The sequence below is a fragment of the Pseudotabrizicola sp. L79 genome, assembly GCF_036553525.1.
In the GTDB taxonomy this organism is placed as follows: Bacteria; Pseudomonadota; Alphaproteobacteria; order Rhodobacterales; family Rhodobacteraceae; genus Pseudotabrizicola.
This window is the reverse complement of record NZ_JAZHDA010000041.1, coordinates 291,302-306,747: the sequence shown is the minus strand read 5'-3', so window position 1 is coordinate 306,747 and position 15,446 is coordinate 291,302. Positions and strand designations below refer to the sequence as shown.

Below are 15,446 nucleotides of genomic sequence, written 5' to 3'. Positions count from 1 at the left end.
GCGGGGGAAACCCTGCGCCCGTTTTCATGCCCCGCTTGTGCCGTGGCCCGGTTCTGCGTAACGCTGTCGCAAAAAGGGGGCAGGCATGAGCCTTGGGGTTTTTCTGGCCGTTCTGGGGGCCGCCTTTCTGCATGCGCTGTGGAATGCGCTGATCAAGCTGGGCACGTCTAAGGTTGGCACCATGGTGATCCTGTCGGTCGTCGAAGTGCCCATCGGTCTGGCGGTGGTGGCAGTTTCCCCCCCGATTGATCCGGCGGCGCTGCCTTGGGTGATGGCTGCGGGCTGCACCCATTTCGCCTATAAGTTCTTTCTGACCTATGCCTATGACCGTGGCGATCTAAGCCGGGTTTACCCGATTGCACGCGGGGCCGCCCCGATGATCGTGGCGTTGGTGGGGGGATTATTCGTGGTCGATGCGATCAGCGCCCGGCAATATCTGGCGATTGTCGTGTTGGGTCTGGGCATCTTGCTGATGGCGCGCGGGGTGTTTGAGCAGGGCGAAGACCGGCGTCTTTTGCCCTTTGCCTTTGGGTCTGCCTGCGCCACGGCGACCTATACGCTGATTGATGGTTTGGGCGCGCGGGTGTCGGGCGCGCCGGGGGCCTATGTGGCTTGGGTCTTCGTGGCGGATGGGTTGATCTTTACCTGTGGCATGCTGGCGCTGCGGGGGTGGGATGTCTTGCCGCGCGATGGCCGGGCCTGGGCGCTTGGCTCTGTCGCCTCGCTGGCCAGTTATGGGGCCTATGCGGTTTCGATCTGGGCCATGACGCTGGCGCCGATTGCGGTGGTGGCCGCGCTGCGCGAAACCTCGATCCTGTTTGCGGTGCTGATTGGCTGGCTGGCCTTTGGTGAAAGGATGTCGCGCAGCAAGGTGATCGCGTCGGCTGTGATCGTGGCCGGGGTTTTGCTGACGCGGGTCTAGAGGCGCCCGGGCCGGGGGGGCACGATCTGCTGTGCGATGCCAGCAAAGATCAGGTAGAGCGACGTGAGGATCAGGCCCCAATGCACGATCATCGGGCTTTGAAAATCGGCCCAGGCCGCCCAACCGGCAAACACCACCCACAGAATCGAGATCGGCAATGACAAATTGCGCCAGCGTTTGGTGCGGGTGGGGTGAATGAACTTCAGATTGGTGAACATCGCCACGGTCAAGGCCACGACAATGGCCAGGATCAGCCCCTGTGGCGGGGTGACGGCAAACAGCACAAGGATCACCATGTTCCAGCAGGCGGGAAAGCCTGCAAAGCTTTTGTCCTTGGTCTTCATTCTGGTGTCGGCAAAGTAGATCACGCTGCCATAGGTGATGGCGATGATGGCAAACCAGCCCGTCCAACCCGCAAGAAGCCCCGATTTGAACAGGGCAAAGGCGGGGATGAAGACGTATGTCAAAAAGTCGATGATCAGATCAAGCAGCACGCCATCATAGGTGGGCCAGTTCTTGTCCACCTCATAGCGGCGCGCCAGTGGGCCGTCGATGCCATCGACGAACAGCGCAAAGACCAGCCAAAGGAACATCAGGCTCCAGTTCTGTTCGACGGCGGCCAGCATGGCAAACATCGACAAGACGGCGCCAGTGGCTGTCAGCAGATGGACGGAAAGGGCTTTGTACCGAAGTTGCATCTGCGTTTGATGGCCCAAACCGGCCTTGGGTGCAACCGCCTAGGCGCGCGGATGGGCTTTTTCATAGACTTCCATCAGGCGCGCGGCATCGACCGCCGTATAGGCCTGCGTGGTTGAAAGAGAGGCATGGCCCAGCAATTCCTGTATCGCGCGCAGATCGCCGCCCGCTGTCAGCAGATGGGTGGCAAAGCTGTGGCGCAGGGCATGGGGGGTGGCGGTGGCGGGCAGGCCCAGGTGCAGCCGGGCTTTTTCCATCACCAGCGCAATCAGGCGCGGGTTCAGTGGCCCGCCGCGCAGGCCGCGAAACAGCGCCTGATCGGGTGCAAGGTCATAGGGGCAAAGCCGCGCGTAGTCGGCCACCGCGTCACGCGCCACGGGCACCACGGGCACCAACCGCGTCTTGCCGCCCTTGCCGGTGATGCGCAGAATCTCGGGCAGCGGATGGGCCGCGCCAGTCAGCCCCAGTGCCTCAGAGATCCGCAACCCGCAGCCGTAAAGCAGGGTGATCACCGCACGGTCACGCGCGGCGATCCAGTCTTCGTCTGATTGTGCCGCGACGGTTTCTATCATCTGATGCGCGGCATCTTCTGACAGCGGGCGGGGCAGTTTGCGTTTGTATTTGGGGGATCGGGCCGACAGCACCGTGGTTGCATCCGCGCCCGAACGATCCGCCACCCAGGCGGTAAAGTTCTTGACGGCCGACAGGCTGCGGGCAAGGCTGCGGGCCGAAACGCCGCGCGCGCGTTCCTGGGCCATCCAGGCGCGCAGGTCGGTTTGTGGCAGGCTGGCCAGGGCGGCCAACCCTTCGGTGCCCCCGCGATGCAGGGTAAGAAAGGCAAGAAATCCCGCTACATCCGCGGTATAGGCCTTGACCGTATTCGCCGCCGCCCCATGCACGGCGGAAAGCTGCTGGCCCCATGTGGCCAGCGCATCGCGCATCTGGGGCGAAATCGCCGTCATGACAGCCAGCGGCGCATCGTGCGTTCAAACACGCCCGCGAAAAACGTCAGCAGATCGGTGCCGTGGGTGGGCTTGAACTGGTGCGGGTCTTCGGCCCCCATCACCAACATGCCGGGCAAACGGCCCTTGCCGAAATCAAGTTTCATCAGCGCCTCTGACCGGATCCAGCCTGAACGGTCGCCATAGATCATGTCCGAGGCCGGAATGGTCTGGCGCAGGGTCACTGGGCGCAGCGGGATGTTGCGGCCATTGGTCAGATAATCGGCAACAAAGCCGGGTTCTGCAACGAACAGCACATCGCCCAGTTTGCGCAGGGCCGGGTCTTCGGCATTCTGGACCGATTCCAGCACCAGACGGATGCAATCGACGCGCAGTGTCGCCGCCACATCGCTGGCAAGAGTTTTCAGGAAATCCTCAAACGACAGCGGGTCCAGCATCTGCATGATGGCCCGGTGCACCTGATTGGTGCCCGCCAGATTTTCATACGCGGCTGCAATCACCGTGCGATGGGTGTCTTCCAGCCGGTCAAGCCGACTGCCCAGACGTTCCATGGCAATGCCGCGCAGATCGACGATATTCGACCCCATCGCCCTCTCATTGGCGCCGATCAGCGCTTCCATCAGGTCGCGGTCTTCCAGAATCCGTTCTGGTTCCGCAAGGATGCGGTCGCGCATGTCTTGTTCGATCATCTAAACACTGCCCGGTTTTTTCTGTCATTTGCCCGCCAGTATATCGGAAAAGGGCAAGGGCAGAAAAGCAAATCCTCGGCTGACAGGGGGGCAAAAGGGGATTTGGCGGGGCGAATGTATCTGATATGCCGCGATCAGACCAGAGGTGGGGCATGGCAGAACTGTTGATCATCTATACCGGGGGAACCATCGGCATGGTGCCGGGCCCCACGGGATTGCAGCCCGGTCAGGGCGTTCTTGAGGCAGCATTGGCCCCGCGCCTGCCTGCCGGGCAGCGGGTCAGGGTCGAACGCTTTGATCCGCTGGTTGACAGCGCCAACATCGGCCCAGCCGATTGGAACCGAATGCTTGACCTGATCGAGGCCGCTGATTGCACCGGCGTGATCGTGGTGCATGGCACCGATACCATGGCCTATACCGGCGCGGCGCTGTCATCGGCGCTGCCTGACCTGGCGGTGCCGGTGGTGCTGTGCGGCGCGATGGTGCCGTTGGGGCAGGGGGGCGATGCCGAGGGTAATCTGGATCTTGCGCTGTCGGCGGCCCAAGGGGCGCCGGGCGTTTGGCTGGCCTTTGCGGGCAAGGTGATGCCCGCGGCGGGGCTGGTCAAACATGACAGCCATGCCGCCGATGCCTTTCGATCGCACCCGCAGGGGCCGTTCCGCACCCCGGCCCGCCGGTTTGCTGACAGGCGTCTGGCGGTGCTGACGCTGACACCGGGGGTTTCGGCACAGGCAATCGAGGCGATGCTGGCGACGCTGGACGGGGCGGTGCTGCGGGTGTTTGGCGCGGGCACGATGATGGCGAACCCGGCGCTTGGGGCGGTTTTGCACGCTGCCGTGGCGCGCGGATGCCGCCTGCGGGCCGTCAGCCAATGCGAGGCGGGCGGGCTGGAGCCTGCGGCCTATGCGGCGGGGGCGGGCCTCTGGGCTGCGGGTGTTGAAAACGGCGGCACCGAGACGCCAGAACTGGCGCTTGCCCGGCTGTGGCTGGGCCTGTCCTGACAGCAAAACGCCCGCCACAGGGGCGGGCGTTCGGTCAGTCTGTGGCGGCAGATTACAGGATCTTTTGCCCGGTCTTGGCCCAGTCGGCCATGAACTGTTCCAGCCCCTTGTCCGTCAGAATGTGATTGGCCATCTGCTTGATCACGCTGGGCGGCGCGGTCATCACATCGGCGCCGATCAGTGCGCAATCCTTGGCATGGTTCACCGTGCGGATCGAGGCGGCCAGGATCTGCGTGTCAAAGTCGTAATTGTCATAGATGGTGCGGATGTCATTGATCAGATCAAGGCCATCAAGGTTGATATCGTCCAAGCGGCCAATGAAGGGCGAGATGAACGTCGCCCCGGCCTTGGCGGCCAGCAGCGCCTGATTGGCCGAGAAGCACAGGGTCACGTTGACCATGAAGCCTTCGCCCGACAGCACCTTGCAGGTTTTCAGACCATCCCATGTCAGCGGCACTTTCACGGCGATATTCGGCGCGATGGCGGCCAGTTTGCGGCCCTCGGCAATCATTTCGTCGGCTTTCAGCGCCACAACTTCGGCTGAAACCGGGCCCGAGACGATAGAGCAGATTTCCTTGGTGACCTCCAGAATGTCGCGCCCCGATTTCAGGATCAGCGACGGGTTGGTCGTCACGCCATCCACCATGCCAAGGTCGTTAAGTTCGGAAATCGCTGCGACATCAGCAGTATCCACAAAGAATTTCATTGGCACGTCCTTTGGTTCGGTGGGTAGGGGTTGCAGGGGGTTCGGGCGAGGTTTACCCCAAGTGCAGGCCAAACAAAAGAGTGGTGAGAACGCTGTCAGTGGCGGACCGGGTTTATGCCGAAGGGGACTGCGTGGGCGTCTTGACCACCGAACCGCTGGGGCGGTCGGGTCTGGGTGTGCTGGATTACCGGGCGCCCGAGGGCGGCTGTGGCGATGGTGATTTCGTCGAGGTGCCTTTGGGGCCGCGCCGGGTGTTGGGGGTGGTTTGGGGGCCAGGAGAAGGGCGCTTTGACCGTGCCAAGTTGCGCCCCGTGACCCGTGTGCTGGATGCCCGGCCGATGCGGGCCGAACTGCGCGCCTTTCTGACACGGGCGGCCGATTACACGCTGACGCCGCTGCCGGCCATGCTGCGGCTGGCCACCCGATCCCCCGGCTTGATGGAGGGGGCCGCGACGCGGCGCGTCTATCGGTTGGCGGGGGCGGTGCCGAACCAGTTGACCGATGCGCGCTTTCGCGTGGTCGAGGCGCTGCGGGCCTTCGGCGGGGCGGCGGTGACTTTGGCGGAACTGACCGAGGCGGCGGGATGTGGAGCCTCGGTCGTCAAGGGATTGGTCAAGCTGGGGGTGCTTGCCGAAGAAGACGCGCCCAAGGACACGCCCTTTCCCCTGCTTGATCCGTCTGGCTTGCGGTCTTTGCAGGGCGACCAGATCGCGGCGGGCGATGCCTTGGTGGCGGCGGTTGTGCAGGGCGGCTACTCCTGCACCCTGCTGAAAGGGGTAACAGGGTCAGGCAAGACCGAAGTTTACCTTGAGGCCGTGGCCGAATGCCTGCGGATGGGCCGACAAGCCCTTGTTCTGCTGCCTGAAATCGCGCTGACAGCCGATTTTCTGGCGCGCGTGCAAGATCGCTTTGGCGCGCGCCCCGCCGAATGGCATTCGGGCGTCACGATGACCGAACGCCGCCGTGTCTGGCGCATGGTGGCCGAGGGCGGGGCCTCTTTCGTGGTGGGGGCGCGGTCAGCGCTTTTCCTGCCGTTTCAGGATCTGGGCCTGATCGTGGTGGATGAGGAGCACGACACCTCATACAAGCAGGATGAGGGCGTTCTATACAATGCGCGCGATATGGCGGTGCTGCGCGGCGCGATTTGTGGGGCAGCAGTGGTTTTGGCCAGTGCCACCCCCAGTCTGGAAAGTTGGGCCAATGTCGAGTCTGGTAAATATGCCCGCCTTGATCTGGGCGCGCGCTTTGGCGCGGCTGAAATGCCCGAGATGCGATCCATCGACATGCGGGCCGAACAGCTGCCCGCAAATCAGTGGATTTCGCAAAAGCTGGCCGCCGAAGTCATGGCGCGCGTCGAAAAGGGAGAGCAGGCGCTGCTGTTTCTTAACCGCCGCGGCTATGCGCCGGTCACCCTGTGCCGGGCCTGTGGGCAACAGGTGGGCTGCGATGATTGCGATGCGCGGATGGTCGAGCACAGGTTTCTCAAGCGGTTGGTGTGCCATCAATGCGGGGCCACCAAGCCGGTGCCCGTTGCCTGCCCGTCATGCGGGGTAGAGGGGCGGATGGCGGCCGTCGGGCCGGGGGTGGAACGATTGGCAGAAGAGGTTTCGGCCCGCTTTCCGCAGGCACGGGTGGCGGTATTGTCCTCTGATCTCTTTGGGTCGGCTCGGGCGTTGAAAGAGCAGATCGCGACCATTGCCGACGGCGGGGCCGATATCATCATCGGCACCCAGATCGTCGCAAAGGGCCATAATTTTCCGCATCTTACCTTGGTGGGCGTGATAGACGCCGATCTTGGCCTGCAAGGGTCAGACCTGCGGGCAGCCGAGCGCACGTTTCAACTGATGCGGCAGGTGGCGGGCCGGGCCGGGCGGGCCGAGGGCAAGAAGGGTGTGGCGCTGTTGCAGACCCATCAGCCCGATCATCCCGTGATCCGCGCGATTCTGGGCGGCGATGAAGAGGCCTTCTGGTCCGCCGAAGCCGCCGAGCGCCGGGCTGCTGGCGTGCCGCCCTATGGCCGGATGGCGGGCATTGTGATTTCCAGCCCCGATGTGGCGCAGGCCTTTGACTTTGGCGCAGAACTGGCGCGGCGTGATGGTCCTTTGCGCCGCATTGGGGCGCAGGTCTATGGGCCAGCCCCGGCCCCGATTTCGCGGGTGCGCGGGCGGCATCGGGTGCGGCTGCTGGTCAAGGCCGAGAAGTCTGCCCCCTTGCAAGCGGCCCTTGCCGAATGGGTGGCGCAATTCAAACTTCCCTCAAATCTGCGCCTTGCCATCGACATCGACCCGCAGAGTTTTCTGTAAGCCTGACCTCGGCTTTCGTAGGATGGCGAGGTCAGGGGGCCTTAGTGCGCGTGCCCCACAGGTCGTATTCCCCGGCTTCATCCACCGTGACACTGACAATATCGCCGGGGGCCAAGTCGTCGAAATCTTCGTCGATGAACAGGTTGCCGTCGATTTCCGGGGCATCGGCCTTGGTGCGGCAGGTGGCACCGTCTTGATCGACGCTGTCCACGATCACCTGAATGGTCTGGCCCAGTTTGGCGGCCAGTTTCGCCTCGGAAATGGCTTGCGCCTTTTGCATGAAGCGTTCCCAGCGGTCTTGCTTGACCTCGGCTGGAACATGGTCGGGCAGGGCATTGCTGCGCGCGCCCGCCACGTTTTCATACTGAAAACAGCCCACGCGGTCCAACTGCGCTTCGTCCATCCAATCCAGCAAGGTCTGGAACTCGGCCTCGGTTTCGCCGGGATAGCCGACGATAAACGTGGACCGCAGGGTGATGTCGGGGCAGGCCGCACGCCAGGCGGCGATCTCATCCAGCGTCTTGGCGGCGGCGGCGGGCCGGGCCATGCGACGCAGCGTGTCGGGGTGGGCATGTTGAAACGGGATGTCGAGGTAAGGCAGCACCAAGCCTTCGGCCATCAGCGGAATCAGATCGCGCACATGCGGATAGGGGTAAACATAATGCAGCCGCACCCAGGCGCCCAGCTTGCCCATCTCGCGCGCCAGATCGGTGATATGGGCGCGCACTTCGCCGCCCTTCCAGGGCGACAGGTCATGCTTGCGATCCACGCCATAGGCTGACGTATCCTGACTGATCACCAGCAATTCGCGCACCCCGGCCTCGACCAGCTTTTCCGCCTCACGCAGCACGGCATGGGCGGGGCGGCTGACCAATTTGCCGCGCATGTCGGGGATGATGCAGAATTTGCACTTGTGGTTACAGCCTTCGGAAATCTTCAGATAGCTGTAATGCCGGGGCGTCAGGCTGACGCCACTGGCGGGCAGCAGGTCAATGAACGGGTCGGGGCTGGGGGGCACCGCGCCATGCACGGCATCCAGAACCGCCTCATATTGATGGGGGCCCGTGACGGCCAGCACCTTCGGATGCGCCCCGGTGATATACTCGGGCTCTGCGCCCAGGCAGCCGGTCACGATCACCCGGCCGTTTTCCTGTAAGGCTTCGCCAATCGCTTCTAGGCTTTCGGCCTTGGCGCTGTCCAGAAAGCCGCAGGTGTTCACGATCACCGCATCCGCACCCTTGTAATCGGGGCTGATGGCATAGCCTTCGGCGCGCAGCCGCGTCAGGATGCGTTCGCTGTCAACCAGCGCCTTGGGGCAGCCAAGGCTGACCATGCCAATGGTCGGCTGGCCGGGGCGGGCCACATCGGGAACATGCGCGCGCGCAAGATCAGGGCGGAGGTTTGGCGGATTTTCTGACATGGCAGCGCATATAGCGCCCCTTTGCGGTTGGCGAAAGGGGCTTGCAAGTGCAGGCTGGCAGATGCAGCGCCGCGCCGCTTGGGCATCTGGGCGCCGATATGGGGCAGAAAAACAGGCAAAGGTCAGCGTAGGCGTTGCAGCACTGCCCTGTTGCCCCCTAGACTTTGGAAAAACAACCTTAAGGCAGGCCGTTCCGATGCGCTTTTTGATCCGTTCCCTTCTTGCCCTGTGTCTTTTGGCGTTTCTGGTGATTGCCGCGGTCTTTCTGATCCCGGCTGAAAAGGTGGCCGGGGTGGCGACCCAAAGGTTTGAGCAGATCACCGGGCGCAACCTGACCATCTCTGGTGCGGTGCGCCCGACCTTTTGGCCGACGCTTGGCGTCAAGACCGGGCCGATCACCATCGCCAATGCCAGTTGGTCCGATGCGGGCCCGATGATCACCGCCAACGGGTTGGAAATCGGGGTTGATATGTCGGCCCTTTGGGGCGGGGCGGTGCGCATCACGGGCATCCGCGCCGACAGCCCCCGCATCATTCTGGAACGCGCGCGTGACGGGCGCGAAAACTGGGTGTTTGGCGGCAGCAATGGCGGCACGGCAGCGGCGGGCATGGCGGGCGAGGGCACGCCGTTCACGCTGGATATTGCTGAAATCAGCGATGGCGCACTCAGCTTTACCGACCATGGCACGGGCCAGCGTGTGGCCCTGACGGCCGTTGATGCCACTGTCAGCATCCCGTCGTTCACCGGCCCGGCCCAAGTGGAGATGACGGCCCAGATGAACGGGCAGGCTTTTGCCGCCGATCTGCGCCTAGCCGAATTCGCGGGTTTTCTGGAAGGCAAACTGGGCGGGGTTGATGTGACGCTGACCACCGGCGGGGCGCGGGTGGTTTTTGCCGGGCGCGGCGGTTGGAACCCGGTGGCCGCAGCGGGTGATGTGACGGCGGATCTGGGCGATCTGTCGGCGCTGTCGCGGCTGGCGGGCATTGCGCGGCCCGCCCTGCCGGATGGGCTTGGGGCCAAGTCGGTTTCGGTGGCGGGCAATATCACGCTGACCGACAAGGCCAGTCTGCATCTGCGGGGCGGCATGGTGGCGTTGGATGGCAACCGCCTGACGGTCGAGGCCGATCTGACAACAGCGGGTGCCCGGCCCAAACTCTCGGCGCAGGTTGGGGCCGGGGCGCTGAACCTTGCCGCGCTGTCGGGGGGCGAGGGCGGCGGCGCCGGTGGTGGCGTCAAGGCCGAGGGCTGGCCGACCGACCAGATCGATGTTTCGGCCCTGGGGCTGATGGATGCCGCAGTGGCCGTTTCGGCAGACCAGATTGATCTGGGCGTTGCCAAGCTGGGGCCGACCCGCATCATGGCCACGGTTGACCGGGCACGGGCCGTGTTCGAGTTGCGCCAGATTGCGGCCTATCAGGGCAATGTCACCGGGCAATTCGTCGTCAATGGCCGGGGGGGGCTGTCGGTTGGGGGCGACCTGCGGCTGGCGGGGTTGGCGATCCAGCCCCTGCTGACCGATCTGGGCGGCTATGACCGGTTGATCGGCACCACTGACATGACGCTCAAGTTTCTGGGCGTTGGCAATTCGGTCGATGCGATCATGCGCTCGCTCTCTGGGTCGGGTCAGGTTGCCTTTGGCAAGGGCGAATTGCGCGGCCTTGATATCGCAGGCATGCTGCGCAACCTTGACCCATCCTATGTGGGCGAGGGGCAAAAGACCATTTTCGACGGCATCACCGCCTCGTTCACCATGGATGGCGGGGTGTTGCAGAATGACGATCTGTCGCTGAAGGCCCCCTATGTCACCGCCACCGGGGCGGGCAAAGTAGGCCTTGGTGCGCGCACCATTGATTACCGCCTGCGCCCCACGGCCCTTGCCTCGACCGATGGCAGCGGCGGGGTGATGGTGCCCTTGCTGGTGACGGGCACTTGGGCCAATCCGAGATTCCGGCTTGATCTGGAAAGCCTGGCCAAGGAACGTCTGGAAGAACAGGCCAAAGAGCTTGAGGCACGGGCAAAGGCCGAGGCCAAGGCGGCCGAAGCGCAGGCCAAGGCGCAACTTGAGGCAAAGGCCAAGGAAGAGCTGGGGATCGAGCGCGCCGAGGGCGAAAGCTTTGAAGATGCCGCGCGCCGCCGCGCCCAAGAGGCCCTGGAGGATGAGGCCGCCCGCGCCCTGCGCAATCTGCTGGGCCAGCCCTGATCGGATGAAAAAGGGGGCGCAGCCAACCTGCGCCCCCCCGTTGGTCGGCCCCTATTCGATCAACGAGGTCGGGCGCGGCGTGCTGGCCGTTTCGGGCGGCAGCACCGGCAGGGTCACCTCGGGCAGCGTGCCGGTCAGGCTGTCAAGAAAGGCCACCATTTGCGCGGTTTCTTCCGGGGCAAAGGCCTCGCCCAACTGGCTTTCGGCCATGATTTCCACCGCCACCGACAGATCCCACACCTTGCCCGAATGGAAATAGGGCGCCGTCAGCGCGATGTTGCGCAAAGGCGCGGCGCGGAACACATATTCCTCATCCGCTGTGCCGGTCACGGCAAAGCGGCCCTTGTCATTGGGGGGCAGAATTTCCGATCCGGGCTTTTCGATCAGGCCAAAGGGGTAATAGCCATGGCCGCCGACATTCACGCCCGAATGGCACGATGAACAGCCCTTGTCGATGAACAGCGCCAGCCCGGCCTTGGCCTCATCGCTCAGGGCATCATCATCGCCATTCAGCCACGCATCAAAGGGGGCGGGCGTCAGCAACGTGGCCTCAAAGGCCTCGATCGCCTTGGCCATGTTGTCAAAGCTGACAGGCGCATCTTCACCGGGGAAAGACTCGGCAAACCATTCCACATATTGCGGCATCGATTCCAGCGTGGCCACCAAGTTATCGGCGGTGTTGGCCATCTCGACCCCGGCCTCGACCGGCCCTTTGGCCTGTTCGGCCAGATCTGCCGCCCTGCCATCCCAGAACTGCGCTTCGTTCAGCACCGCATTCAAGGCCGTTGGCGCATTGCGCGGCCCCTTTTGCCAGCCATGGCCGACCGAGGTTTCCATGTTGTCATCGCCACCCGTCGCCAGATTGTGGCACGAGGCGCAGGAAAACACGCCCGAGGCCGACAGCCGCGGATCAAAGAACAGCGCTTTGCCCAAGGCGATCTTTTCCGGGGTCAGCGGGTTATCCTTGACGGCGGGAAGGGTCGAGGGCAGGGGGCGAAACTCGCCCAAGGCCCGCTCTCGCAGATCATCCGCCATGGCAGGTCCGGTCATTGCTGCGCTTGCGACAATAAGGAAGGCTGATAGCCGTTTCATCTAAGTCTCCGATTCACTGTCTGACGTTCGCGCGCAGACAGCTTGCCCCGGCCATGGGCAAAGACCATGACTTAGATCAATTCTAATTATGACATGCAGGATGTAGAATTTGTCAGCACTCCGGGCGTGCCCCGGAATGAAAATGGGGGGCAAGGCCCCCCATCCGCACAGATCCTTTGGCTGGCCGATCAGCGGCGGCGGTCGCGCCGCGTGCTCATTGGTTGGAAGGCGACGCCGACATGGGCCTCGCAATAGGGTTTGCCCGGTGTGCTGGGCAGACCGCAAAACCAGAAATCATCAGTCGCCGGGTCGCCAATCGGCCATTTGCAGGTCCGCTCGGTCAATTCCATCAGCGTCAGTTTGCGCGCGCGCTTTTCCACCTCGCGCACCGAGGCCAGCGCCTCGGGCGAGATTTCATTGGCCGAAGGCTGCGGGGGCAGCGGCTGACCTGCGGGGATAATCGCTTTGCGCACCGGCAGGGGCATCACATTGGATGCAGGTGCCGCAGGCGCGGCCGCCGCAGCCGGGCTGGCCGCCGGGGCAGGGCGCTCGACAGCCGGCTTGGCGGCCACCGGCTCGGGCCGTGGTTCGGGCGCGGGTTTGGGCTCGGCCTTGGGCGGGGCTGCGGCCACCGGGGCTTCGGCCTCGGCGTCATCCTTGCCACCCACGCGGTTCGACAGGCCCAAGCGGTGCACTTTGCCGATCACGGCATTGCGGGTCACTCCACCCAGCTCTTTGGCAATCTGGCTGGCCGACTGGCCCTCGGCCCACATGCGCTTAAGCGTCTCGACACGCTCATCCGTCCAGGACATGGCAAACTCCGCTTTTCCGGCTTGTGGTGCATTCTAACTGCGACAGCACGGGATACAAGCGCCCGTCGCCAAGATCAAGGAAGCAGCGGCAAGATTCGCATTTACAGGGGCAGGAATCTGACCTAAACCATCGAAATGACCATTTCATACGATCAGATCCGACGTATCCGACGCCGCTAGGCGCATGGTCACCCTTGTCTGGCGATCCTCCGGACACCCCTTTCCTTGACACCCCCCTTGGCCAGCCGCTACGGCTTAGGCATCCCGTTGGTTCCCTTTGGGGCTTTCGTGATCACCCCTTCCGCCCGGCCGCCCGTATTGAAAGGCACCTGCCATGATTTCTGCCGTTCTGCCCACCTATAATCGTGCCCCCATCGCCTTCGTCAAAGGCGAAGGCAGCTGGCTGATGGCCGAGGATGGCAGCCGATATCTCGACCTTGGCTCGGGCATCGCGGTGAACGCGCTGGGTCATGCCAACCCCGCGCTGGTGCAGGCCCTGACCGATCAGGCGCAAAAGCTGTGGCATGTGTCGAATGTCTATACCATTCCCGAACAGCAAAAGCTGGCCGAGATGCTGGTGGACCGCACCTTTGCCGATACCGTCTTTTTCACCAACTCGGGCACCGAGGCGGCAGAACTGGCCATCAAGATGGCCCGCAAATACTGGTCAGACAAAGGCCAGCCCGACCGCATTCAGATCATCGCGTTCGAAGGCGCCTTTCATGGCCGTTCAACGGGCGCCATCGCGGCCGCAGGGTCGGAAAAGATGGTCAAGGGCTTTGGCCCCTTGATGCCGGGCTTTACCCATTTGAAATGGCCAACCTGCACCGCCGATCACGATGCCATCCGCGCCGCGATCACCGACAAGACGGCTGCTGTCATGATTGAACCGATCCAGGGCGAAGGCGGCATCCGCCCGGTGCCCGATCAATGCCTCAAGGGCCTGCGCGATCTGTGCGACCAGACCGGCGCCCTGCTGATCTTTGATGAGGTGCAATGCGGCATGGGCCGGTCGGGCAAGCTCTTTGCCCATGAATGGTCAGGCATCTCGCCCGATATCATGATGGTGGCCAAGGGCATCGGCGGCGGCTTCCCGCTGGGCGCGGTGCTGGCCACCGAAACGGCGGCGTCGGGCATGGTGGCGGGCACCCATGGTTCAACCTATGGCGGCAATCCCTTGGGCTGTGCCATCGGGGCCAAGGTCACCGAAATCGTGTCTGACCCGGCCTTCCTTGATGCGGTTTCGGCCAAATCGGCCCAGTTCCGCCAAGGGCTTGAAGGCCTCGTCGCCAGCCACCCCACGGTGTTTGACTCTGTGCGTGGCCAGGGCCTGATGCTGGGCCTGAAATGCAAGGTGCCCAACACCGATGTGGTCAAGGCCGGCTATGCCCAGCATATCCTGACCGTGGCGGCGGCCGACAACGTGCTGCGCCTTTTGCCCGCCCTGAACATCCCCGAGGCTGACATCGCCGAGGCTCTGCGCCGTCTCGATGCTGCCGCCACGGCCCTGGAACAGGCCGCCTGATCTTCATCTGTTGATAAATATCCCGGGGGTCCGGGGGCAGCGCCCCCGGCCAAAGGGTCCGAAAAGCGAAACGATATGAAACATTTTCTCGATATCCACACCACCCAGGCCGCCGATCTGCGGCAGATGATCGAACTGGGCCGGGCCATGAAAACGGCACGTCTGGGGCGGCCCAAAGGCTCGCCCGACGATGATCAACCGCTCAAGGGCCATATGGTCGCGCTGATTTTTGAAAAGCCGTCAACCCGCACGCGCGTGTCCTTTGATGTGGGGGTGCGCCAGTTGGGCGGCGAAACCATGGTGCTTTCGGGCCGCGAGATGCAGCTTGGCCACGGCGAAACCATTGCCGATACGGCCCGCGTCCTGTCGCGCTATGTCGATCTGATCATGATCCGCACCTTTGAAGAGGCAACGCTGCACGAGATGGCCGAACATGCCACCGTGCCGGTGATCAATGGCCTGACCAACCGCACCCATCCCTGCCAGATCATGGCCGATGTCATGACTTATGAAGAACATCGCGGCCCGATCACCGGCAAAAAGGTGGTCTGGTGCGGCGATGGCAACAATGTGTTTGCCAGCTTTGCCCATGCGGCGGGCCGCTTTGGCTTTGACCTTACCTTCACCGGCCCGGAAACGCTTGATCCGGAACGGGCCTGGCTCGACTTTGCGGCGCAGAACGGCCATCCGGTGACGATCGAGCGTGATCCGCACAAGGCCATTGTGGGGGCCGATCTGGTGGTGACCGACACTTGGGTCAGCATGCATGATCCGGAATCGGCCAAGGAACGCCGCCACAACCAGTTGCGCGCCTATCAGGTGAACGAAGAACTGATGGCGCGGGCCAAGCCCGACAGCCTGTTCATGCATTGCCTGCCCGCCCATCGCAACGATGAGGCAACCAGCGCCGTGATGGATGGCCCGCATTCGGTTATCTTTGACGAGGCCGAAAACCGCCTGCACGCGCAAAAGGCGATCATGCGCTGGTGTCTGGGCAAATGAACCGCGGCAGGCCTTGCCATTGTGGCATGGCCTGCGGCCCCTTTGGCGGGTGTAACTTCCCTTGCGTCAACGGCCTTGACGCGACGGCCCGAAAGGCCGACCACTTGGCAAGCATC

The 15,446-nt window shown here is 63.5% G+C and carries 13 protein-coding genes; 6 read left to right on the top strand and 7 right to left on the bottom strand.

Annotated features, from left to right (window positions below):
- The first annotated feature begins 85 nt into the window (after window positions 1–85).
- Entirely contained in the window at window positions 86–922 is an 837-nt protein-coding gene (locus tag V3C85_RS04200; RefSeq protein ID WP_331793820.1) for a DMT family transporter, read from the top strand.
- Here the strand turns inward: V3C85_RS04200 and V3C85_RS04195 are convergent.
- Genes V3C85_RS04195 through V3C85_RS04185 form a run of 3 tightly spaced genes read right to left on the bottom strand, consistent with a single transcriptional unit; the run spans window position 919 to window position 3,269 of the window.
- Window positions 919–1,620 (bottom strand): CDP-alcohol phosphatidyltransferase family protein, encoded by a 702-nt coding sequence (locus V3C85_RS04195; RefSeq protein ID WP_331793819.1) that lies wholly within the window; start codon window positions 1,618–1,620, stop codon window positions 919–921. The two genes, V3C85_RS04200 and V3C85_RS04195, sit on opposite strands and share 4 nt — an antisense overlap.
- A 39-nt stretch (window positions 1,621–1,659) precedes the next feature.
- Entirely contained in the window at window positions 1,660–2,580 is a 921-nt protein-coding gene (locus tag V3C85_RS04190; protein WP_331793818.1) for a tyrosine recombinase XerC, read from the bottom strand.
- Window positions 2,577–3,269 (bottom strand): DUF484 family protein, encoded by a 693-nt coding sequence (locus V3C85_RS04185; RefSeq protein WP_331793817.1) that lies wholly within the window; start codon window positions 3,267–3,269, stop codon window positions 2,577–2,579. Before V3C85_RS04185 ends, V3C85_RS04190 begins: the two co-directional genes overlap by 4 nt.
- Before the next feature lie 152 nt (window positions 3,270–3,421).
- Here V3C85_RS04185 and V3C85_RS04180 point away from each other — a divergent pair, with 152 nt between their 5' ends.
- The gene (locus V3C85_RS04180; RefSeq protein WP_331793816.1) at window positions 3,422–4,270 is read left to right on the top strand and encodes an asparaginase domain-containing protein; all 849 of its coding nucleotides are present in this window, start codon (window positions 3,422–3,424) and stop codon (window positions 4,268–4,270) included.
- Between the two features lie 52 nt (window positions 4,271–4,322).
- Here the strand turns inward: V3C85_RS04180 and fsa are convergent, their stop codons facing one another.
- A complete protein-coding gene (gene fsa, locus V3C85_RS04175; RefSeq protein ID WP_331793815.1) occupies window positions 4,323–4,976 on the bottom strand; it encodes a fructose-6-phosphate aldolase in 654 nt (217 codons plus the stop codon).
- Window positions 4,977–5,107: 131 nt separating this feature from the next.
- Here fsa and V3C85_RS04170 point away from each other — a divergent pair, with 131 nt between their 5' ends.
- A complete protein-coding gene (locus V3C85_RS04170; protein WP_445941977.1) occupies window positions 5,108–7,279 on the top strand; it encodes a primosomal protein N' in 2,172 nt (723 codons plus the stop codon).
- 31 nt (window positions 7,280–7,310) lie between these two features.
- Here V3C85_RS04170 and rimO read toward each other — a convergent pair whose 3' ends face one another.
- Window positions 7,311–8,699 (bottom strand): 30S ribosomal protein S12 methylthiotransferase RimO, encoded by a 1,389-nt coding sequence (gene rimO / locus V3C85_RS04165; protein WP_331793814.1) that lies wholly within the window; start codon window positions 8,697–8,699, stop codon window positions 7,311–7,313.
- Window positions 8,700–8,895: 196 nt separating this feature from the next.
- Between rimO and V3C85_RS04160 the strand changes: the two genes are divergently transcribed.
- Complete coding sequence (locus V3C85_RS04160; protein ID WP_331793813.1) at window positions 8,896–10,899, top strand: AsmA family protein; 2,004 nt, start codon at window positions 8,896–8,898, stop codon at window positions 10,897–10,899.
- A gap of 51 nt (window positions 10,900–10,950) precedes the next feature.
- Here V3C85_RS04160 and V3C85_RS04155 read toward each other — a convergent pair whose 3' ends face one another.
- Window positions 10,951–11,949 (bottom strand): cytochrome-c peroxidase, encoded by a 999-nt coding sequence (locus V3C85_RS04155; protein ID WP_331793812.1) that lies wholly within the window; start codon window positions 11,947–11,949, stop codon window positions 10,951–10,953.
- Between the two features lie 230 nt (window positions 11,950–12,179).
- Window positions 12,180–12,803 carry a GcrA family cell cycle regulator gene (locus V3C85_RS04150; RefSeq protein ID WP_331793811.1) on the bottom strand — a complete coding sequence of 208 codons (624 nt, stop codon included), beginning with the start codon at window positions 12,801–12,803 and terminating at the stop codon, window positions 12,180–12,182.
- Window positions 12,804–13,137: 334 nt separating this feature from the next.
- Here V3C85_RS04150 and V3C85_RS04145 point away from each other — a divergent pair, with 334 nt between their 5' ends.
- Together V3C85_RS04145 and argF are read left to right on the top strand one after the other, a co-directional pair.
- The gene (locus V3C85_RS04145) at window positions 13,138–14,328 is read left to right on the top strand and encodes an aspartate aminotransferase family protein (RefSeq protein ID WP_331793810.1); all 1,191 of its coding nucleotides are present in this window, start codon (window positions 13,138–13,140) and stop codon (window positions 14,326–14,328) included.
- 75 nt (window positions 14,329–14,403) lie between these two features.
- Window positions 14,404–15,330 (top strand): ornithine carbamoyltransferase, encoded by a 927-nt coding sequence (gene argF, locus V3C85_RS04140; RefSeq protein WP_331793809.1) that lies wholly within the window; start codon window positions 14,404–14,406, stop codon window positions 15,328–15,330.
- Window positions 15,331–15,446: the final 116 nt, after the last annotated feature.

Bases quoted from the DNA above. Each gene is read 5' to 3' on its own strand.
- V3C85_RS04200 (WP_331793820.1), top strand. From the start codon at position 86: ATGAGCCTTGGGGTTTTTCTGGCCGTTCTGGGGGCCGCCTTTCTGCAT.
- V3C85_RS04195 (WP_331793819.1), bottom strand. From the start codon at position 1,620: ATGCAACTTCGGTACAAAGCCCTTTCCGTCCATCTGCTGACAGCCACT.
- V3C85_RS04190 (WP_331793818.1), bottom strand. From the start codon at position 2,580: ATGACGGCGATTTCGCCCCAGATGCGCGATGCGCTGGCCACATGGGGC.
- V3C85_RS04185 (WP_331793817.1), bottom strand. From the start codon at position 3,269: ATGATCGAACAAGACATGCGCGACCGCATCCTTGCGGAACCAGAACGG.
- V3C85_RS04180 (WP_331793816.1), top strand. From the start codon at position 3,422: ATGGCAGAACTGTTGATCATCTATACCGGGGGAACCATCGGCATGGTG.
- fsa (WP_331793815.1), bottom strand. From the start codon at position 4,976: ATGAAATTCTTTGTGGATACTGCTGATGTCGCAGCGATTTCCGAACTT.
- rimO (WP_331793814.1), bottom strand. From the start codon at position 8,699: ATGTCAGAAAATCCGCCAAACCTCCGCCCTGATCTTGCGCGCGCGCAT.
- V3C85_RS04160 (WP_331793813.1), top strand. From the start codon at position 8,896: ATGCGCTTTTTGATCCGTTCCCTTCTTGCCCTGTGTCTTTTGGCGTTT.
- V3C85_RS04155 (WP_331793812.1), bottom strand. From the start codon at position 11,949: ATGACCGGACCTGCCATGGCGGATGATCTGCGAGAGCGGGCCTTGGGC.
- V3C85_RS04150 (WP_331793811.1), bottom strand. From the start codon at position 12,803: ATGTCCTGGACGGATGAGCGTGTCGAGACGCTTAAGCGCATGTGGGCC.
- V3C85_RS04145 (WP_331793810.1), top strand. From the start codon at position 13,138: ATGATTTCTGCCGTTCTGCCCACCTATAATCGTGCCCCCATCGCCTTC.
- argF (WP_331793809.1), top strand. From the start codon at position 14,404: ATGAAACATTTTCTCGATATCCACACCACCCAGGCCGCCGATCTGCGG.